The sequence below is a fragment of the Paludisphaera sp. genome, assembly GCF_037189885.1.
In the GTDB taxonomy this organism is placed as follows: Bacteria; Planctomycetota; Planctomycetia; order Isosphaerales; family Isosphaeraceae; genus Paludisphaera.
In genome coordinates this window covers 41,997-58,614 of sequence record NZ_JBBCIR010000040.1, presented here as the reverse complement: position 1 = coordinate 58,614, position 16,618 = coordinate 41,997, and the positions used below count along the sequence as shown (strand labels likewise).

Annotated in this window: 12 protein-coding genes and 1 tRNA gene; 6 read left to right on the top strand and 7 right to left on the bottom strand. The window is 68.7% G+C overall.

Features of this window, described 5'->3' with window-relative positions:
* Positions 1-476 precede the first annotated feature (476 nt).
* Together WG209_RS13540 and WG209_RS13535 are read left to right on the top strand one after the other, a co-directional pair.
* The gene (locus WG209_RS13540; protein WP_337175585.1) at positions 477-692 is read left to right on the top strand and encodes a hypothetical protein; all 216 of its coding nucleotides are present in this window, start codon (positions 477-479) and stop codon (positions 690-692) included.
* A gap of 30 nt (positions 693-722) precedes the next feature.
* Positions 723-962 (top strand): hypothetical protein, encoded by a 240-nt coding sequence (locus tag WG209_RS13535; RefSeq protein WP_337175584.1) that lies wholly within the window; start codon positions 723-725, stop codon positions 960-962.
* Positions 963-968: 6 nt separating this feature from the next.
* Here WG209_RS13535 and WG209_RS13530 read toward each other — a convergent pair whose 3' ends face one another.
* On the bottom strand, positions 969-1,388 hold the full coding sequence (locus tag WG209_RS13530) for a hypothetical protein (protein ID WP_337175583.1): 420 nt from the start codon (positions 1,386-1,388) through the stop codon (positions 969-971).
* Positions 1,389-1,396: 8 nt separating this feature from the next.
* A complete protein-coding gene (locus WG209_RS13525) occupies positions 1,397-2,350 on the bottom strand; it encodes a hypothetical protein (protein WP_337175582.1) in 954 nt (317 codons plus the stop codon).
* A 230-nt stretch (positions 2,351-2,580) separates the two neighbouring features.
* On the opposite strand from WG209_RS13525, the gene WG209_RS13520 reads away from it, so the two are divergent.
* A complete protein-coding gene (locus tag WG209_RS13520; RefSeq protein ID WP_337175581.1) occupies positions 2,581-3,723 on the top strand; it encodes a hypothetical protein in 1,143 nt (380 codons plus the stop codon).
* Positions 3,724-3,758: 35 nt separating this feature from the next.
* On the opposite strand, the gene WG209_RS13515 is transcribed toward WG209_RS13520, so the two are convergent.
* Positions 3,759-4,559, bottom strand: coding sequence for an MBL fold metallo-hydrolase (locus WG209_RS13515; protein ID WP_337175580.1), 801 nt, complete (start codon positions 4,557-4,559; stop codon positions 3,759-3,761).
* A gap of 152 nt (positions 4,560-4,711) precedes the next feature.
* On the opposite strand from WG209_RS13515, the gene WG209_RS13510 reads away from it, so the two are divergent.
* From WG209_RS13510 to WG209_RS13500, 3 genes are all read left to right on the top strand, one after another.
* Positions 4,712-4,785 (top strand) — tRNA-Arg (locus WG209_RS13510).
* Positions 4,786-5,402: 617 nt separating this feature from the next.
* On the top strand, positions 5,403-5,795 hold the full coding sequence (locus WG209_RS13505; RefSeq protein WP_337175579.1) for a hypothetical protein: 393 nt from the start codon (positions 5,403-5,405) through the stop codon (positions 5,793-5,795).
* Positions 5,796-6,285: 490 nt separating this feature from the next.
* Positions 6,286-7,155, top strand: a complete 870-nt coding sequence (locus tag WG209_RS13500) for a TIM barrel protein (RefSeq protein WP_337175578.1) — start codon at positions 6,286-6,288, stop codon at positions 7,153-7,155.
* A 411-nt stretch (positions 7,156-7,566) separates the two neighbouring features.
* On the opposite strand, the gene WG209_RS13495 is transcribed toward WG209_RS13500, so the two are convergent.
* The 4 genes from WG209_RS13495 to WG209_RS13480 form a co-directional block, all read right to left on the bottom strand.
* Positions 7,567-8,637 (bottom strand): hypothetical protein, encoded by a 1,071-nt coding sequence (locus WG209_RS13495; RefSeq protein ID WP_337175577.1) that lies wholly within the window; start codon positions 8,635-8,637, stop codon positions 7,567-7,569.
* Between the two features lie 446 nt (positions 8,638-9,083).
* Entirely contained in the window at positions 9,084-9,512 is a 429-nt protein-coding gene (xseB, locus tag WG209_RS13490; protein WP_337175576.1) for an exodeoxyribonuclease VII small subunit, read from the bottom strand.
* A gap of 96 nt (positions 9,513-9,608) precedes the next feature.
* Positions 9,609-13,106, bottom strand: coding sequence for an Ig-like domain-containing protein (locus WG209_RS13485; RefSeq protein ID WP_337175575.1), 3,498 nt, complete (start codon positions 13,104-13,106; stop codon positions 9,609-9,611).
* 165 nt (positions 13,107-13,271) lie between these two features.
* Positions 13,272-16,541, bottom strand: coding sequence for an Ig-like domain-containing protein (locus WG209_RS13480; RefSeq protein ID WP_337175574.1), 3,270 nt, complete (start codon positions 16,539-16,541; stop codon positions 13,272-13,274).
* Positions 16,542-16,618 lie beyond the last annotated feature (77 nt).

Genomic DNA, 16,618 nt, shown 5'->3' with positions numbered 1-16,618 from the left:
ATGAGAGCATTACAAGGCGCTAATGGATTCACTACGGCGGGCGAAACATTTGCATGCGTGGTCCTGGGTTTCGCCGAGGAAATCGTGTCATACTCCTGACTCAACAGGGGATAGCCCGAGGGCCGGGCGATGGTCGTCGGCCGCTCGATATAACGGCGAGTTATGGTGCCCCGCGCCGACGGTGTCGTCGAACTCCGATGGGGGTCGGCCGTCGCTGGCGCGGCTGCCCTATCCGGTGGGGGAGGGGGGACGGGAGGGGGCCGTCCGGCTCGAGTCAATGCCGGACCAGGGATCGCCCCGAGGCGATGTCGTCTTTCGATCGTTACTGCTTCCGGGATGTCAAGGAGCACCGTCATCAATGCTCCTGTATGCTCAACGCCGGGGCCGGCGGGATTTCAGGAATCTCGATTTTTCGGGAGATTGATCGGCCTTCCCCGGGCCGCTACGCTGGAGGCATGGACGACATCGATCGACTCATGCAAGACGAGGACGAGCACCGCCGCGAGCGCGACGCCGCGGAGGCCGAGGCGCGCCGGCTGGAGTTAGAGCGCCTGGAGACGCTGCCGATCGAGGAGCGCATGGCGGCGCTGCTCCGGCGGATGGCCGAGTTCCAGGCCGAGTTGAACGACCTGCTCCCGCGCGTCGCCGCCATCGACCCGGACGCCCGGGACGACGGGCCGACGCCGGGCTGATCCGGGGCCGCGCCAGATCGGGAGGGGCGGATGGACCAACGGCGGGCGCCGACGGAATGCCCGAGGTGCGGCGGCGGCCCGCGAGTGGCCGAGATCCTCTACGGGCTGCCCGATTTCGAGGCGATCGAGGACGACCTGGCGGCGGGCCGGATCGTCCTCGGCGGCTGCTGCGTATGCGAGGGCGACCCCGAATGGGCCTGCGAGGATTGCGGCCATCGCTGGGGGGCCATCGGGTCCTTCGAACCGTCGGCCGAGGAAGTGGCCGACTGACTCGCGTCAGCCGCGCGTCCGGGGCCGCATGTTCTCGTCGAGGTCTTCGAGCAGGGCTTCGAGCCCGTCGAACTGGGCGACGGGGCGCGACGACGACGGCATGGGGATGACCGGCGCGCCGAGGTCGACGCTCTCGATGTAGGTGCCGGAATCGGCGACCGGGGGCGTCTCGACGCCGTATCGGGCGTCGATGCGGTCCTGGATCATGGAGACGGCGGTCACGATCTGCATCAGGCCGTCGTACTCGTCCCGCTCGGCCGGCTCCAGGCCGTCGTTCAGGAGCTTCTCGGCCAGCGCGTCGAGCCGGGCCTTCACCTCGTCGGGCGCGTAGAGGTTCGTGAAGACCTCGGCCGCGTCGGGCGTGAGCTGGTCGACGATCGAATCCAACAGCCGTTCGAGCAGGGTGGGGGCCGGTGTGTTCGCCATGCCTCGCATCATAGCCGGACGCCGCCCGAAGGGAATCCCGATTCGTCCCGCTCCCTCGCCGCCCGCTTCGCGGCCTCCTCGTCGCGGGCCATGCGCAGGCGTTCGAAGCGGTTCATCACGAGGACGAAGGCCGCGATGTAGGCCACGCCGACCGCGACCGCCAGGGTGGCCGGGGCCGGCAGACGGTCCCAGAGGCCGCTGAAGCCGGAGATCAGCACCAGCCCGAGGCCTCCCCAGGCGAGGATGAAGACGACCCCCGGCGAAGCCCGCCAGGAGATCCGCGGGACGACCTCGCCGTCCTTCGGCGTCGCGAGCGAGAAGCCCAGGGCGAGGGCCAGCAGGCCCGGGATCGCGAAGAGGGTCGACGGCTCGCCCGTCGCCCACGACGCGAGGGCCACCGCCGGGATCGAGGCCGCGGCCACCATCAGGTAGACCCGCAGCGAATCGCGGCGCGTCCGCAGCACCTCCCCCGGGTCGGGAGTCCGCTTCTCGGGGAGGCCGAACCGCGTCTTGTAGGCGAAGAGGTCCCAGCCGCGCTGGACGTCCGGCGGGATCGCCGCGCGCAGGCCGGCGACGATCGCCTCGCGGTCGGCCTTCTCGTACTCGTCGAGGCGGATCGACAGGCGAGAGGAGGCGTCGCGGATCTTCACGAGCCGGCCGGGGATCCAGCGCGCCCCCGTCGCGTCGGCGAGGTCCATCTCCGTCCGCTTCAGGACGCCCTGGCGGACGACGCGGCTCCCCCGGAATGACAGCGAGGAGCGGCGGTGGTCCAGGATCGTCCACGCGCACAACGCCGCCATGAAGAAGGGGACGGCCGACAGGGCGGCGAAGCCGGCGGGAGAGGGGATCGCGGGATCGTTCCCGGCGAGCCAGAGCGTCGCGCCTCCCCAGGCCAGGAAAAGCGGCGTGAGCCCGATCGCCGTGTACAGGTCGGACTTTCGCGGCCGAAACGTCGAGTCCATGGTCGTCCTCCCTCGCGCCCGCCCGACCGGCGATGCCGCGGCGCCGCGATGCCCATCATATCGAAGTTCGTCGCCGGAGGCCGATCATGCCGGCGCGATCGCGGGGCCCGCCGCTCCCTTGCTTCCGCTCCCCCGGCGCGGCTATGAAGTTGCATGACAAATGTTGTTCAGGCCGTCGCGGCCTGAGTCTGTCGGTTCATCGTCGTCGCGGGAACGAGGGGGCGTCTTCCATGAGGAATCGCGAGGATCGCGCGCGGGGCGGGTCGGTGGCCTTCCTGGCGCTGGCGGCGTGCGTGGCCGTGGTGGCGGGCGGGGCGCGGGCGGACGACGTGGCCGCGAGGTCGTGGGCGAACGTGGTCGAGGACGATCGCGCCATCAGGATCGAGACCGAGCAGCTCGAGGCGGTCATCCCCAAGAACAGCCCGAAGCAGTGGATGACCGGGATCGAGAAGGGGACGTTCCTCGACAAGGCCACCGGCTTTCGCGAGGTCGGCGACGGCCTGATGGTGATCGACTGGCTGATGGAGCCCGGCAGCGACGAGGAGTGGCCCGACGAGATCCTCGGGCAGGAGGGGCACGGCCTCCATCGCTACACCTGGTTCGCCAACGAGACCGACCCGGCCCGGCGCGACTACGCCCTGATGGCCCACGGCAGCAGCCATCGCAAGCGGATGGTCGAGGGGCCGCAGCTCTGCCACCGGATGAAGCCGGTCCGGCCCGAGGTCATCCGCGGCGACGACTACGTCGCCGTGAAGACGACCTACCAGTTCGAGTACGCCGCTCCCGGCCGCAAGGCGGGATCGACGTGGACCCAGCTGATCGTCTTCCCCAGGGGGGAGCGGTATTTCGTCCTGATGGACAGGATCGACAGCGTCAACGACGTCGACGAGCTGATCCTCCGCAACGACACCCCCGGCTGCGTCCGCCACGAGCGCGGGGACACATTCAGCGAGATGTACCTGAGCTACCTGGGCGGCCCCAACGGCGTGCGCATCCCCTCGTCCGAGTTCTTCGAGCCGTTCCCGCCCGACCTGAAGTTCGGTTATCGGCGCGACCAGAACCGGACCCCGGAGCACTTCATCCGGGCGTACCACCTGCGCGACCCGAAGACCGGCGCGGACGGCCCCTGGCTCGCCGGGCTGACGCTGGAACCGTCGGTCGTTTATGAGGCGTGGGCCAGCCAGCGACCCGGCGGGATCATCGTGATGATCGAGGAGATCCACGGCAAGCCGACCAAGGCCGGCGAGTCGTTCGGCGCGGCCCACGTCGTCGGCTTCTTCGACGACATCCCGTCGATGCACAAGGTTTACGAGCGCTACAAGGGGCACACCGGCCTGGAGGTCGACGCCTCGGGCTGGCGGCTGCTGAAGTAAGCGGGGCGGTGGGGGCGTCGGGGCCGGGCCTCGCCTCAGAACGGGACGACCAGGCCGTCGTGGGCCAGTCGGACGTGGGGGGGGAGCATGGCCTCGACGCGCTCGAAGTCGAACTCGTGGGAGCAGTGGGTGAAGTAGGCGCGTTTCGGGGCCAGCCGCTCGACGACCCGCAGGGCCTCGTCCAGGTGGAAGTGGGTGGGGTGGGGGTCGAAGCGGAGGGCGTCCAGGATGAGGACGTCCAGGCCCCGGAGGGCGTCGAAGGTCTCCTCGGGGATGCGGTTGACGTCGGTGCAATAGGCGAGGTCGCCGACGCGGTAGCCCAGCACGGTGAAGCGGCCGTGGTGGAGCCGCACGGGGAGGATCGTCTGCCCCAGGGTTTCGAAGGGCTTGTAGGGCTCGACCGGGCGGAACTCGATCTTGGGGACGAACCCCGCCGGCCAGTCGCGGGACTCCTCGCGGAAGGCGTAGGAGAAGACGCGCCTGATGTAGTCCTGGGTGTCCTCCTCGCAGAAGACCGGGACCGGCCCGCCGAGCCACTTGGGGAACATGCGGGCGTCGTCCAGCCCCATGAGGTGGTCGGCGTGATGGTGCGTGAAGGCGATGGCGTGGATCCGCGAGACCCGCTCGCGCAGGAGCTGGACGCGCATCTCCGGGGTGGTGTCGATCAGGAGGTTGCCGGCCGGGAACGCCATGAGGACGCTCGGGCGCGTGCGATTGTTGCGCGGGTCGTCCGACACGCAGACCGAGCAGTCGCACCCCAGCAGCGGGACGCCCGACGACGTCCCGGTCCCCAGGAAGATCAGCCGCCGCCCCGATGGTTCCAGGCTCTCGATCAACCGTGTCCCGCCCCCAGAAATGTCTCGGCTCCCGACCCCCGCCCGAGCCCCCAGTCTATCCCCCGCCCCCCCGTCAAATCGACCCGAACCCATCCTCGACCGGCGGCGTCTTGACAAACGAGGCCCCGCACGGTGGAATAGGACCCATCGACGCACCCGTAGCTCAATTGGATAGAGCGTTAGCCTCCGGAGCTAAAGGTTATAGGTTCAAATCCTATCGGGTGTACTCCGTAAGTCCCGCCGAAAACTCAAGTCAGAGTTTACCCGCCCCGGCGGGTGCCGCGGCCCAAGTCGGTAGCGTACCGAATTTGGATCGCCGCATGCCTCCCCTGTCTCTTCGGCCCGCTTTCTATTCGGCTCCAAGGGGACCGGTCAGGTCGTCACCCTGGGCGGTCGCGAGATGGCGGGCTGAAGGAGAAGGTCGGCGGCATGCTTGTCCTGATCCTGGACGCCGGGGTGCCAACCACCGGGCCGTCCCTCTCGCGCCCGATGGTAGCAGGCTCGGTCCCGGCGACGTGCCCCATCACCTCTAACTTCGACGTCTACCTTCGGGCCGACTTCCACGCGACCTGGGCCTGCCCGCGAACCTCTTCGGGGGCTGATCGCCCCGACCCCGCGACGCGGGGGAAGTTCCGAAACGCACGACGGCCGGGTCCGCCTCGCGAATGGGGCGGCCCGGCCGTTTCGCATGCGCGGCGGCTCCACCGGGCGTCGAGGACCGCCGGCGGGGCCGGGTGTATTGTATTGTGAAATCAAAAAATTTTGATACAATGAAGAGTGCGATGCGGACAGGCGGCCCGCGATCTCCCGCGCGGGCGGATCCATCGGAAGGACTTCGAGACCATGGACGCGAATTCGAGTCGGGCCGACGACCCCTCCCCGGAAGCGGAGTCGACGCTTTCGGGCGATCCCGGCGAACGGGATTTCGCCACGAGCGGCGACGAGTGGGGCGAGACGCTCGCGGCCTATGAGCGGCACAAGCGGCATTTCGTCGAGGCCGGGGGTACCGCGCAGAGGTTCGACGACCTGAAGCTGCTCCAGGCTGCCAGGCTCCAGGCGAACCGCATCTGGGGCGTCCTGGCCAGGATCCGGGGCGAGGACCCGACTCCGGCTTCGGAGCGAGAGGTCCGCAATTCCCTGGGCGGCTTCGCGATCGAGGCCGAGGCGGCCAGGGCTAGAGGTCGCCTGAGGGCCTTCGCCCGCCGACTCTGGCCGTTCGGCCTGCCTTGGGGGTGACGCCCCGTAGCCTTTCATCGACGGCCTAGCATGCGTCGTGGCCGGTCGACTACCGGATTCGCCCCTCAACCGCCCCATTTTCGGCCGTCAACCACCGGAATCAAGGCGATCGACGGGAGATCAAGGTTTGCTACAATCTCCGTTCTGGCAAGGACTTGCCGGCATGGGGAGGGGCGAGAGGCGCCACCCCCTGGGGCTCCTTCAGAGCTAAGGGTTATAGGTTCCAATCCTATCGGGTGTACTCGGCAGCTTCTCTTCCCCTTCCATTCGACCCGTCGGCATCCGGCTCCTCGCCGGCCGGCGTGGTCCGGGCCGATCTTCTAAGCCCATGGCCGAAGGATCATCCTTTGGCCGCTAGCATGACGAGCCGCTTCCCCCGGTCGTCCCGCCCGGCGACAATGGGGCCGCGCCGAGGGGCGCGTCGACTTGAGATCCGTGGGGCTCGGCCGGTCGGGGTGATGCCATGGGCGTTCGGGATGGTCTGCTCGACTTGTTGACCCGTCGGTCCTTCCTGGGGGCGGCGTCGGTCGCGCTCGCGGGGATGTCGCGGGGGGGGGCGGCCCGCGCGGCGGCGGGGGATGGCTTTGGCGGGGTGCGCGTCGGCTGCATTACGTACAGCTACCGCGGCGAGGTTGACGACGCCGAGGGGACGCTGGAGGCGCTTCGGCATGCGGGGCTGGGGGAGGTCGAGATCAAGGAGGGGCCGGTCCGCGGGTTCACCGGCCTGCCGAGCGACCCGGACGCGCCGCTGACCGACGCCGAGCGCTCGGCGATCCTCGAGAAGTGCGCCGCGATGCGGAAGCTCTACAACGACGCGGGCGTGAACATCCACGTCCACAAGATCCCGTTTGGCAAGACCGACGCGGGGATCGACATGGCCTTCGAGGTCGCCCGGGCGCTCGGCTGCGCCGGCATCACGCTGGAGCGCTCGGAGGAGATGGCCCGTCGGCTCGCCCCGTTCGCGGAGAAGCACGAGGTCTGGATCGGCTTCCACAACCACGCGAACAACTACCCGATCCTCGACGGCCGCGACCCCATCCTGGACGCGAGCCCGTTCATCGGCTACAGCTTCGACATCGGCCACTACTTCGCCGGCACCAAGGGGAAGTCGCCGATCCCGGTGCTGGAGAAGTACCACGACCGCATCGTGAACCTCCACCTGAAGGACCGCACCGTCGACGGCGGCAACCTCCCCTGGGGCCAGGGTCAGACCCCCATCAAGGAGGTACTCCGGCTGATGAAGCGGGAGAAGTGGACCTTCCCCGCCGACATCGAGGTCGAATACAAGATCCCCGCCGGCTCCACCGCCGTCGCCGAGGTCGCCCGCTGCGCCCAGTACTGCCGCGACGCCCTCGCCTGAGCGGGTATGTCTGACAAATTGTATTGATCTTGCAACACGCGCATATAGGGCCGCCACCTTCGCCTTGTGTGAGTTGGCGGCCCATAGGAGCGGTTGAGGGCTATGCGCGACACGGGGACGCGACACTTCGCCGGGGCATCTTCCGTGGCGCAGTCGTTGCGCACCCGTTCGACACCTCGGCCCGTGTAAACGGGGCGGCCCCAGCCTAACCGAAGCGGGCTTTCGCCGGGATGCGAGGCATATCGCCCGCTTACTCGTTCTTATGCCGACTCTATTTAGAGTTGGCGTGCCCGGGGATGATGGCGAAATCCCCGGGCACCTCGCCATGCAGGTCGCCTGCGACTCGAAGCCGGAAGCATTGCAAGACCGAGCCGACGTCGGGAAATGGGGGCCTTCGGGCCGTTGAGATCCCTATGAGGACGACGATTCTTCAGCACCTGGGTCTGGAGATTCGGATGGTGCACGGTCTTCGACAGTTGGACCATCTACTAAGGGCAACGCATCCTCGATCTGGTCTCTCATTTCGCGAAGCAAATCTTCTACGTGCTTTTCGCGGCGTCTTGCTTCCTCTTCTTCTAGTTCTGCTAGTTCCAAATCTAGATCGCGGTTCATGTCTGCCGCAATGTCCTCGACCTCCTTATCCTTGGCAGCTATGTAATCGAAATTAAGAGTCTTTATTTCTGACATTCTCAGTACAAAATAATGGCCTTTAATTTTGTACCATCTCGCCGGATCTATGCTTTCCGAGCAAATGTCATCGCCAGCCGCATCCTTGTCGAAACTGCGTCTCATCGCCCCTACTAGTAATAGTCGGTCAATATTGCCATGTTGGTCGAAGAAGAAGTCGATCAGTATGCCAGAGTAAAGGCAGCTTTGGTCCTTTAGGTCTACAACGGCAACAACAATTGTCCAGCCCCGATCCTTGTGTTTAATATCAGCTGTCCCGCCGCGTTTAATATAATCGGGAAAATCAAGGATTTCGCCATGTAATTGGTAGTGCCAGTCGTTGTCAAAGCGAAGGGCCGGGACGTATCGATCAAGTTTGAGATATCTTACGGCTCCATACATTGCCCATCCGCACGCTATAGAAAACGCGTACATAAAGAAAAAATACAAAAAAACTTGCGAAGGGTGGTCTGTCAGAGATTTGACGGCAGTATCGAAATACATGTCGTTCGAGCCAAACTTGTTGGTTAGCCAATATATAACTGCCTTGTAATTGATGTCTTGGATGGTGGACGGCCAGGCATGATGTATTCGACCTACTGCCCATGCCCACACAAAGTTAATCCACGCTGCGTGGGCTAAGCTCCGCGGAACTTGTTCTGTGAACGAACCTAATCGACCGAGAGGGTAGTTCCATAGACCCTGCTTGTAAGCAGAACGGAACAGTAGTCCTGGTAGGATGAAGGCAAGAAGTGCTACTGCTTGGAAAATAAGATTCATGACTGGAAAGACAAAGGTTCTTGGCTTAAAGGGCAAGGCAATGTTTTGCCCCTAGTTGCTGTGCAGCTCAGGTGAATATTAGCTCGGATTGGATTCGCGGTTAAGGTTTCTTACTGCCTTGAGATGCGGTTAGACTCTCCTTGGAGGACGCTTGCGGCTTGGCATGCGAGTTGATGACTTCTTGTTTCTTGGTTATCAGCCAGGCCTGAACTACCCGGTGGCTCGTTGCAGGATTGCTGACGATAGATCGTAGTTGCTTGGACGTGCTCTTCGCCATGGTGACCTCGCTTGCTCCAGAAACATCCGGAATTGGAAATCCTTGTCATGCTTTCAAGGTTGGTTGCTTTTGAGCATGCAAGGGACCGCATGAAGCGTCACAGTACTATTGTATCCCATGGTCGTGCCGGAAGAAAGCGGGCCAAAAAAATTAACAATCTTCAGCCAATGACGAGAGACGGCGATTTGAGAGAAGTTGCCGGGATTCAGAACGGCGGGTCGAAGCGGTCGTACTCCGCCGCCGGAGGGGCGGGGGCGGGCGGTTCCTCGGCCCTGGCCGCGCGCTTGCGGCGGGGCTTGGGGGCGGGGGGCTCGGGGTCGGTCTCGGGCTCGACCTCGGGCTCGGGCTCGGAGGTGGCGACGGCCACGGCGGCGGCGGAGCGGGCCAGGTCGATCGTGGCGGTGGGGTCGAAGGGGGACGTGACGGGCTCGCCGCTCTCGTCCAGGCCGGTCAGGACGGCCACGGAGCGCTCGGCGCGTTCGAGCAGGCCGTAGCAGCGGCCGAGCAGCTCGACCCCCTTGCGGTACTTCGCCAGCGCGGAGTCCAGCTCGGGCTCGCCGCGCTGGAGGGCGTCGACCAGGGTCTCCAACTCGGCCAGGGCGGATTCGAAGCGGATTTCGGGCTCGTCGGGCATGGGCTCGGCTTCGAGAGGGAAAGGGGCGAGGGGGCGGGACCGTCCACCCCCTCACCTTAGCGACTTCTCGGCGACCGGCCAAGCCGGGGGCCCGCCTCAGCGGCCGACGAACCGCGGCGGGGTCGGGCGCGGCGGCTGGGGCCGGACGGGAGGCGTCGGCCGGACGGGCGGGGTCGGGCGAGGCCGCGGAGTCGGCGTGGGCCGAGGGCGGGGCGTCGGGGTCGGTCGGGGAGTCGGCGTGGGGCGGGGCTGGCCGGGGCCCACGGTCGTCCCGGGGGGGAAGACCCGATTGTGGATCGAGTCCAGCCTCACGACGTAGTCGCCGCCGACGACGTTGTTGCCCGTGGGGAAGGCGGCGTGGAACTCGCCGTCCAGCCCGTTGCCGGCCAGGTCTTGCACGCCGCTGGGGAGCGCCGCGGCGCCCGATCGCATCACGAGCTGGTAGACGCCGCCGCGGATCGGTGCCCCGCCGTTGACGAGGACCGTGACGGCTTGCGGGCCGGTCGGCGTCCCTGGGGAGATCGCGTTGGGACCGATCAGCCAGCGGGCCGGCGGCCTGTAGCCCCTCGTCGTGGTCGAGACGAAGCTGAAGGCGAAGTTGGACGGGTCGGCCAGGGTCCCCAGGTTCAGGCCCGAGCCGCCGCCCGCCCCGCCGTAGTCCTGGACCGTGACCAGCACGGAGCCCGCCTGGGGCTGGAACGCCGTCGCGACGACCTTGGGGCCGTAGGTGTCGATCAGCAGGGGCTGCGTCAGGGCGTTCTCGACGTAGATCGCCGGGTTGTAGCGGTCGGCGGCGAGGATGGTGATCGAGTACCAGCCGTCGGGCAGTGCGGTGTTGGAGGTCATCCGCCACGCGCCGGCGTCGTCGGCCTGGACGACGCCCAGGAGGGTTTGCGCCCCCGACGGCGAGGCGGCGACCACCGCCACGGCCGCGCCGGGGGAGTCGACCATGCCGGAGAAGGTGGGCTGGACGACGTTGGTGACGCCGTCGCCGTTGGAGGCCCCGGAGTCGCTCGACGGGTCGAGCCGCCCGGCGACCGCGGCCAGGGCGGGCGGCAGGATGCTGGCCGTGGACGCCGCCACGGCCTGCGCGCCGGGGCCGGGATCGGGGACGCCCTGGCCGGGGACGGCGGAGGGGGGGGGCTTGGTGATGAAGACCCGGACCGGATACGTCCCGGGGCGGGCGTAGGCGTGGTCGCCGAAGACGGTGTAGACCATCCCCCCGGGCGACCCGGCGGCGGTGATCGCCGTGGCCGGGGTCGCCGCCGAGCCGTCGCCCCAGTCGATCATGGCGAAGTACGACGAGGGGGGCCGGTTGGTCCCCGCGTCTGTGAACGTGGCGACCGGGATCGGCGAGAGGGGCGACCCCGCCCGGCCCGAGGCCCCCACGCCCGCGGCCGACAGCGGCGCGGCCAGGACGACGGCCGAGGTCTCGACGGTCGTCGTGACGTTCCTGCTCTCGTGGACGGTGATCGGCACGCCGTCGACGATCGTGGTCCTGCTGGAGCCCGCCCCGCCCCGCGTGAGGGACACGCGGACGGGGTACGTCCCCGCCGCGGCGTAGGCGTGGTTCCCCAGCACGTCGAAGTCCCCGTCGCCCCTGGGCACGACCTGGCCAGCGGTGGACCCCGAGCCGTCGCCCCAGTCGATCGACGCGACGTAGGAGACCTCCGGGAGGGGCGCCGAGTCGTGGAACCGCGCCACCGTTTGCTGCACGAACGGCCGATCCTCGACCGCCCGCGCCGCGACGCCGGTCGCGGACGGCTGCCCGCCGGAGCGCAGGTCCAGCGTCACCTGTTCGATGTTCGTGTAATTGATGGGCGTGCCGACGCGGAGCTCGCCCCCGGTGGTGTAGGCGGTCTCCTCCACCGACCAGTTCGCCTTCAGGGTCAGCGCGTCGGTCCCCGGGCCCCCGTCGATCGTGATGGACGAGACGGGGGTCTCCACGCCCACGCTCGGGAAGGAGAACGTGTCGTCCCCCGAGCCGGCGCGGATCTCCACGGCGCGGGTCCCGAGGTCCGCTTGCACTCCCTGCCCGCCGGGGCCGAATCTGATGTCGAAGCCGCCGATCACGTACGCGACGCCCGCAACGTTCGCCGAGTCGTCCAGCCTCAGGGTCGCCTGCCCCTCCCCCTCTCTCGACCCGACGCGCACCTGACCCAGCAGGCCGGCGAGGCTCTGGGCGTCGCCCAGTTCGATCAGGTTGGCCTCGCCCGCGCCGGTGTCGATGTGGGTCGAGCCCGTCGGGATCGAGTTCAGCAGGGCGACCGTGTCGTTGCCGCCGGCCGTCGCCGCCTTGAACTTCATCATCTCGGCGGCGGGGGTGGCCAGGTCGATCGTCATCGCGTCGGCGTCGTCGCCGGTGTTGATCGTCACAAACTTCTTGAGCGCGAAGTCGACCGGGGCGAAGGCGTCCATCGCGCCGAGGATCCGCGTGGTCTGGGACCCGGCGACGATGGGCCCGGCGAGGACCTGGATCGACTGCGGCCCCGCCGGCGCGGTGAAGGTGTACCATGTGACCGGGACCGTGTCGACGATCCCGCCCGGGCTCAGGTTCTCGAACGTGACGACGTTCGTCAGCGTGGCGGAGCCGACCGTCCGGTTCGGGAACGCGATGGAGCCGGACCCGGGAGCCGTGGCCGTGTGAGCCTGGTCCGTGAAGGAGCCCCCGCCGAGGGCCAGCGTGTTCGACGCCCCGCCGGTCGGCGCGGGGGGGGCGAACGCCACGCCGCCGCCGTAGGGGACGCCGTTCGCGTAGTCGATCGTCAGCGCGTTGCCGGCCGTCGTCCCGCCGACGGTGAGCGTCTCGATCAGCCCCGCGGCGAACCTCCGCGTCGGCCCCCCCGTGATGGCCGCCACGACCTCGCCGCCGACGACCGAGAGCCTCGTGGCGAGGGGCGTGGGGGTCGCGTACAGCGTGTTCAGCGCGACCGAGATCGTCGCGCCGCCGATGGCCGGCTCGGGGAACGTCGAGGCGAAGTCCGGCTTGACCGACGTGACGCTGATGAGACCCGCGCCGGGCTGGGAGCCCTGGAAGGTCTCGCGGCCCAGCTCGCCCGCGCGGATCTCGCCGCCGACGCCGTTCAGCTCGTAGTAGACCGAGTCGCCGTCTGAGCCGCCGCTGGTCGCGTTGCTCAGGGTGACGGGGGCCAGGATCGAGCCGGGGGAGAAGAAGAACGCGTCGTCCCCCGCGCCGGTGGAGATGCTGACCGGGGCGGTCGTGGAGGAGAGGCCGATGACGTCGTTGAACGCCCCGGCGTCCCCCTGGACGACGATCGTCGAGAACGACGAGGCCGGGCCGGTCGCCGCGTGGCCGTCGGGCGAGAGGGTCCACGCGCCGGTCCCGGGTCCCAGCGTGATTGCCTGGGTCGGGTCGGTCAGGGTGTAGATCTCGGTCGCGGGGTCGACCGAGATTGACAGGTTCATCGCCGAGCCGGTCGCCTGGAAGAGCAGCGTCCCGGACGAGACGCCCAGCGAGGCGGCGAGGAGGCGTCGGTCTTCCAGGGACTCCAGCGCGAGCCTCCGTCGCGAGGCCCGCCGGGGCCCAAGGGCGTGGGACCGACCGCGGAACGAAGAGAGGAAATCCTGGTGCATGGGACGCTCCCGGGCGTGCTGGCCGACGACGACGCGAGGCCGCCCTCGCCGGGGATTCGATCCCGGGCGCATGCGGTCCTCCATGCGATGCTAGACGGTCTGGGGCGTCCTGGGAAGCGGTGAGGCTCCCCGCGCCTGTTCATGGAGGCGCGGGGGGACCGGGGATCAGCGGGCGAGCCGCGCCGCGCGGGCGGCGGTGAAGGGCTGGCGGGCCATCGCCATGCGGACGGCGGACGCGCCCGAGGGGAGCGGGGCGCCGCCGCGAGCGATGAACCGGCCGGTCGCCGGGCGGCCCGGGGGCGAGACGGGCGTCGCCCGGCCGACCTGGCCCTGGGCCGGCAGGATCGTGCGGTGGATCGCGTCGAGGTACGCCGCGAAGTCGCCGCCGTTGACGTTGTTGCCCGACGGGAAGTACCCGTAGTACTCGCCGTCCAGGGCGTTGCCCGCCACGTCCCGCACGCCGGTCAGGTTCGACGGGTCGACCGACAGGATCCGGAAGGAATAACGACCGCCGCGGATGCCCCGGCCGTCGTTGATCGTCAGCGTGGCGACCTGCTCGCCGGTCGCCGTGCCCGGGTCGACCGTGATCGCGTTCACCCCCCATCGCCTCAGCGGGTGGGACTGGCGGAGGAAGCGGTAGTTGTTGGCGTCGCGGACCGTCGCCATCGCCAGGCCCGCGCCGGCGTCCGCCACCCCGCCGGCGTCGGCGTAGGTCACGACCACCCGGCCGCGGACGTTGTCGAACAGCACGTCGGTCACCTTCGGGCCGACGGTGTCGATCACCACCAGGCCGGCGTTCAGGGTCGCCAGGTCGCTGACGGAGTGGCCGCCGGCGTCGTACGCCTGGGCCTGGAACACATAGCCGCCGTCGACGAGCGCCCGGGACGGCGTGAAGCTCCACGCGCCGGAGGCGTCGGAGGTCGTCGAGCCGATGGGGATCGGCGCGCCGCCGTCCTTCGAGGCGTAGACGAAGACCGTCGCGTTCCCCTCGCTGGTCCGGCCGGTGAACGTCGGGGTGACGTCGTTGGTAATGCCGTCGGAGTTGGAGGCGCCGGTGTCGGAGGCCGAATCCAGGGAGCCGTTGACGAATAGCGCCCGGTCGAAAACCGTGAGCGTGTTGTACAGGTTCACGGCCGAGCCGAAGGTGTCGCGCACGGAGACGATGAGGACGTAATCGCCGCCGGGGGACGCGAAGGGGAGCGGGCCGGGGCCGTAAACGCTCGGCGAGCCTCCGGCGGGGATCGAGTTGGCGTAGGTGTGCGAGGCGATGACCTGGAACGGCGTGCCGACGCCGCCGGGCTGGATCACCCGCGCCGCCTGGAGGCCCGAGCCGTCGCCCCAGTCGACCGTCACCTCGTACTGGTCGGTGGTCGCCAGCGGGTTGGCGTCCACGAACGTGGCGATCACCGCGTCGACGATCCGGACTCCCTCGGTCGCCGAGGCGATCGCCGGCTGCGTGGGCGTCCGGTTCAGCGGGGCGTCGGCGATCGTCGCGGTGTTCGAGCCGATGCCGAGGTTCGGGTCGCCGGCCTGGGCCACCACCACGGTGACGGGGTACGAGCCGGGCGTGGCGTAGGTGTGCGGCGCCGCCTTCACCACGAAGCGAGCCGACGTCCCGAGGCGCTCGATCGCGACCGCGCCGACGCCCGAGGAGCCGTCGCCCCAGTAGATGGTGGCGGTGTAGGTCGCCGCCGGGTTTGCCAGGGTCGGGTCGATCCCCCCAAGGTCGGTGAACGTCGCGACGATGACGCCGCCGGTGGCGATGGGGATGTTCTCGTGGCCGTTGAAGGCGCTCACGGAGACGTCGATCGGCGCGTCGTCGATGAACGCCTGGGAGGCCTGGGAGACGGGCGCGCCGGCCGGGCGGAAGAAGGTCACGATGGCGCCGTTGACCGACTCCTGGGACGTGGCGGCCAGCCCCCTCACGGTGATCGTCGTCGCCAGGCCCTGGCCGGGGGCGTAGTAGGCGTGCGACCCGTAAACGTGGTAGATCGACGGGTTGGAGGCGTCCTGGACGATGGTCCCGGCCGAGGTCGCGCCGTCGCCCCAGGCGATCGTCGCGGCGAAGTCGGCCGCCCTGGCCGTCGCCGACGAGGTGAAGGCCCCGACCAGCACGCCGTTCAGCGGCCGGCCCTCGACGCCGTGGATCGGCACGCCGTAGACCGTGGGCGCGAGCGCGGGGAGGGTCGTCGCCGTGACCGTCGCCAGGTCGCCCACCCCGTTCACCAGGGCGTTCGAAGTGATGAAGGTGACCGGGGCCGAGCCGACCATCGTCGTCGTCGTGGTCGAGAGCGACCGCACGTTCAGGGTCACCGGCAGCCCGGGGCTCGGGTTGGCGTAGGTATGCGACCCCAGGACGTGGAAGAGCGACGGGAACGAGGCGTCCTGGACGACCGTCCCCGCCGACGACGAGCCGTCGCCCCAGTGGATCGTCGCGACGAAGTCCCCCGCCCTCGCCGTCGTCGAGTTGGTCCGGAACGTGCCGACCGGCTCGTTGACGAGCGGCACGCCTTGCACGGCATTGATCGGCTCGACTTCTAGGTCCGTCGCCCGGTTGTCGCCGACGTTGTCGACGGTGATGCTCTGGTAATCATTGTAGGAGATCAGCCCGCCGGGCAGGGCGGCCCCCTGGATGAAGACCGAGCCGTCCGGGTTCACGGAGAAGTCCGACGCCGAGAGGTCGAGCCCGCCGGCGTCGATGGACAGCGAGTCGATCCCGAGCCCCCCGTCGAGCCACGTCGAGGTCGCCCCCTCCGTGCCGGCGAGCGTCAGGCGGGCCGTGTCGTGCCCCGACAACTGGTTCAGGAAGAACGTCGCGCCGGGGACGAGTCGGGTGAGTTGGGCCGTGTCGGGCCCGGCTCCCTGATTGGCCGTGAGGCTGTTCAGCCCGGCGACGGGCGTCCCCGAGGCGTAGGCGACGGTTAGTTGGTACCCGGACAGCGAGGGGGCGTTGCTGAAGACGATGGCGGACTTGTTCGCGAGGTGATAGGCGTAGACGTCGCCCGTCGTCGCGATCCTCAGCGACTGGACGTCGCCGGTGAGGGGCGAGTTGGCGCCCGCGGAAATGGTGACGGAGGCGCTCGCCGCCACGCCGTAGTCCAGGGTGTAGCTCGCCTCCGGCACGGCATCATAGACGTTCACCGCCACGTCCAGGCCGGGCGCCGCGTACTTGCTCCCCGCCGAGTTCACCAGCAGGTCCATGCCCGTGATGCCCACGACGTCCACCACCGTCTGGTCGGCCGGATTCGGGTACTCGGCCGTCACCCCCGCGGGGAGCGACCCGATGGCGATGTCGGCGGTGGAATCGAACCGATACACGGCGCCGAGCTGCTCGACGACGAGGGTCTCGGCCCCGCCCGCCTCGCCGTCGTAACGCAGCAGGCCCGCGACGTCGGCCGAGATCGACGCCGCCAGCAACCGGCGGTCCTCCAGCATCTCCAGCCGCCGCGCCGTCTCGCCCTTTCGACGACTCCGACGGGCCGGCCCGCCTCCCCAACGCCCACCCCGAGAAG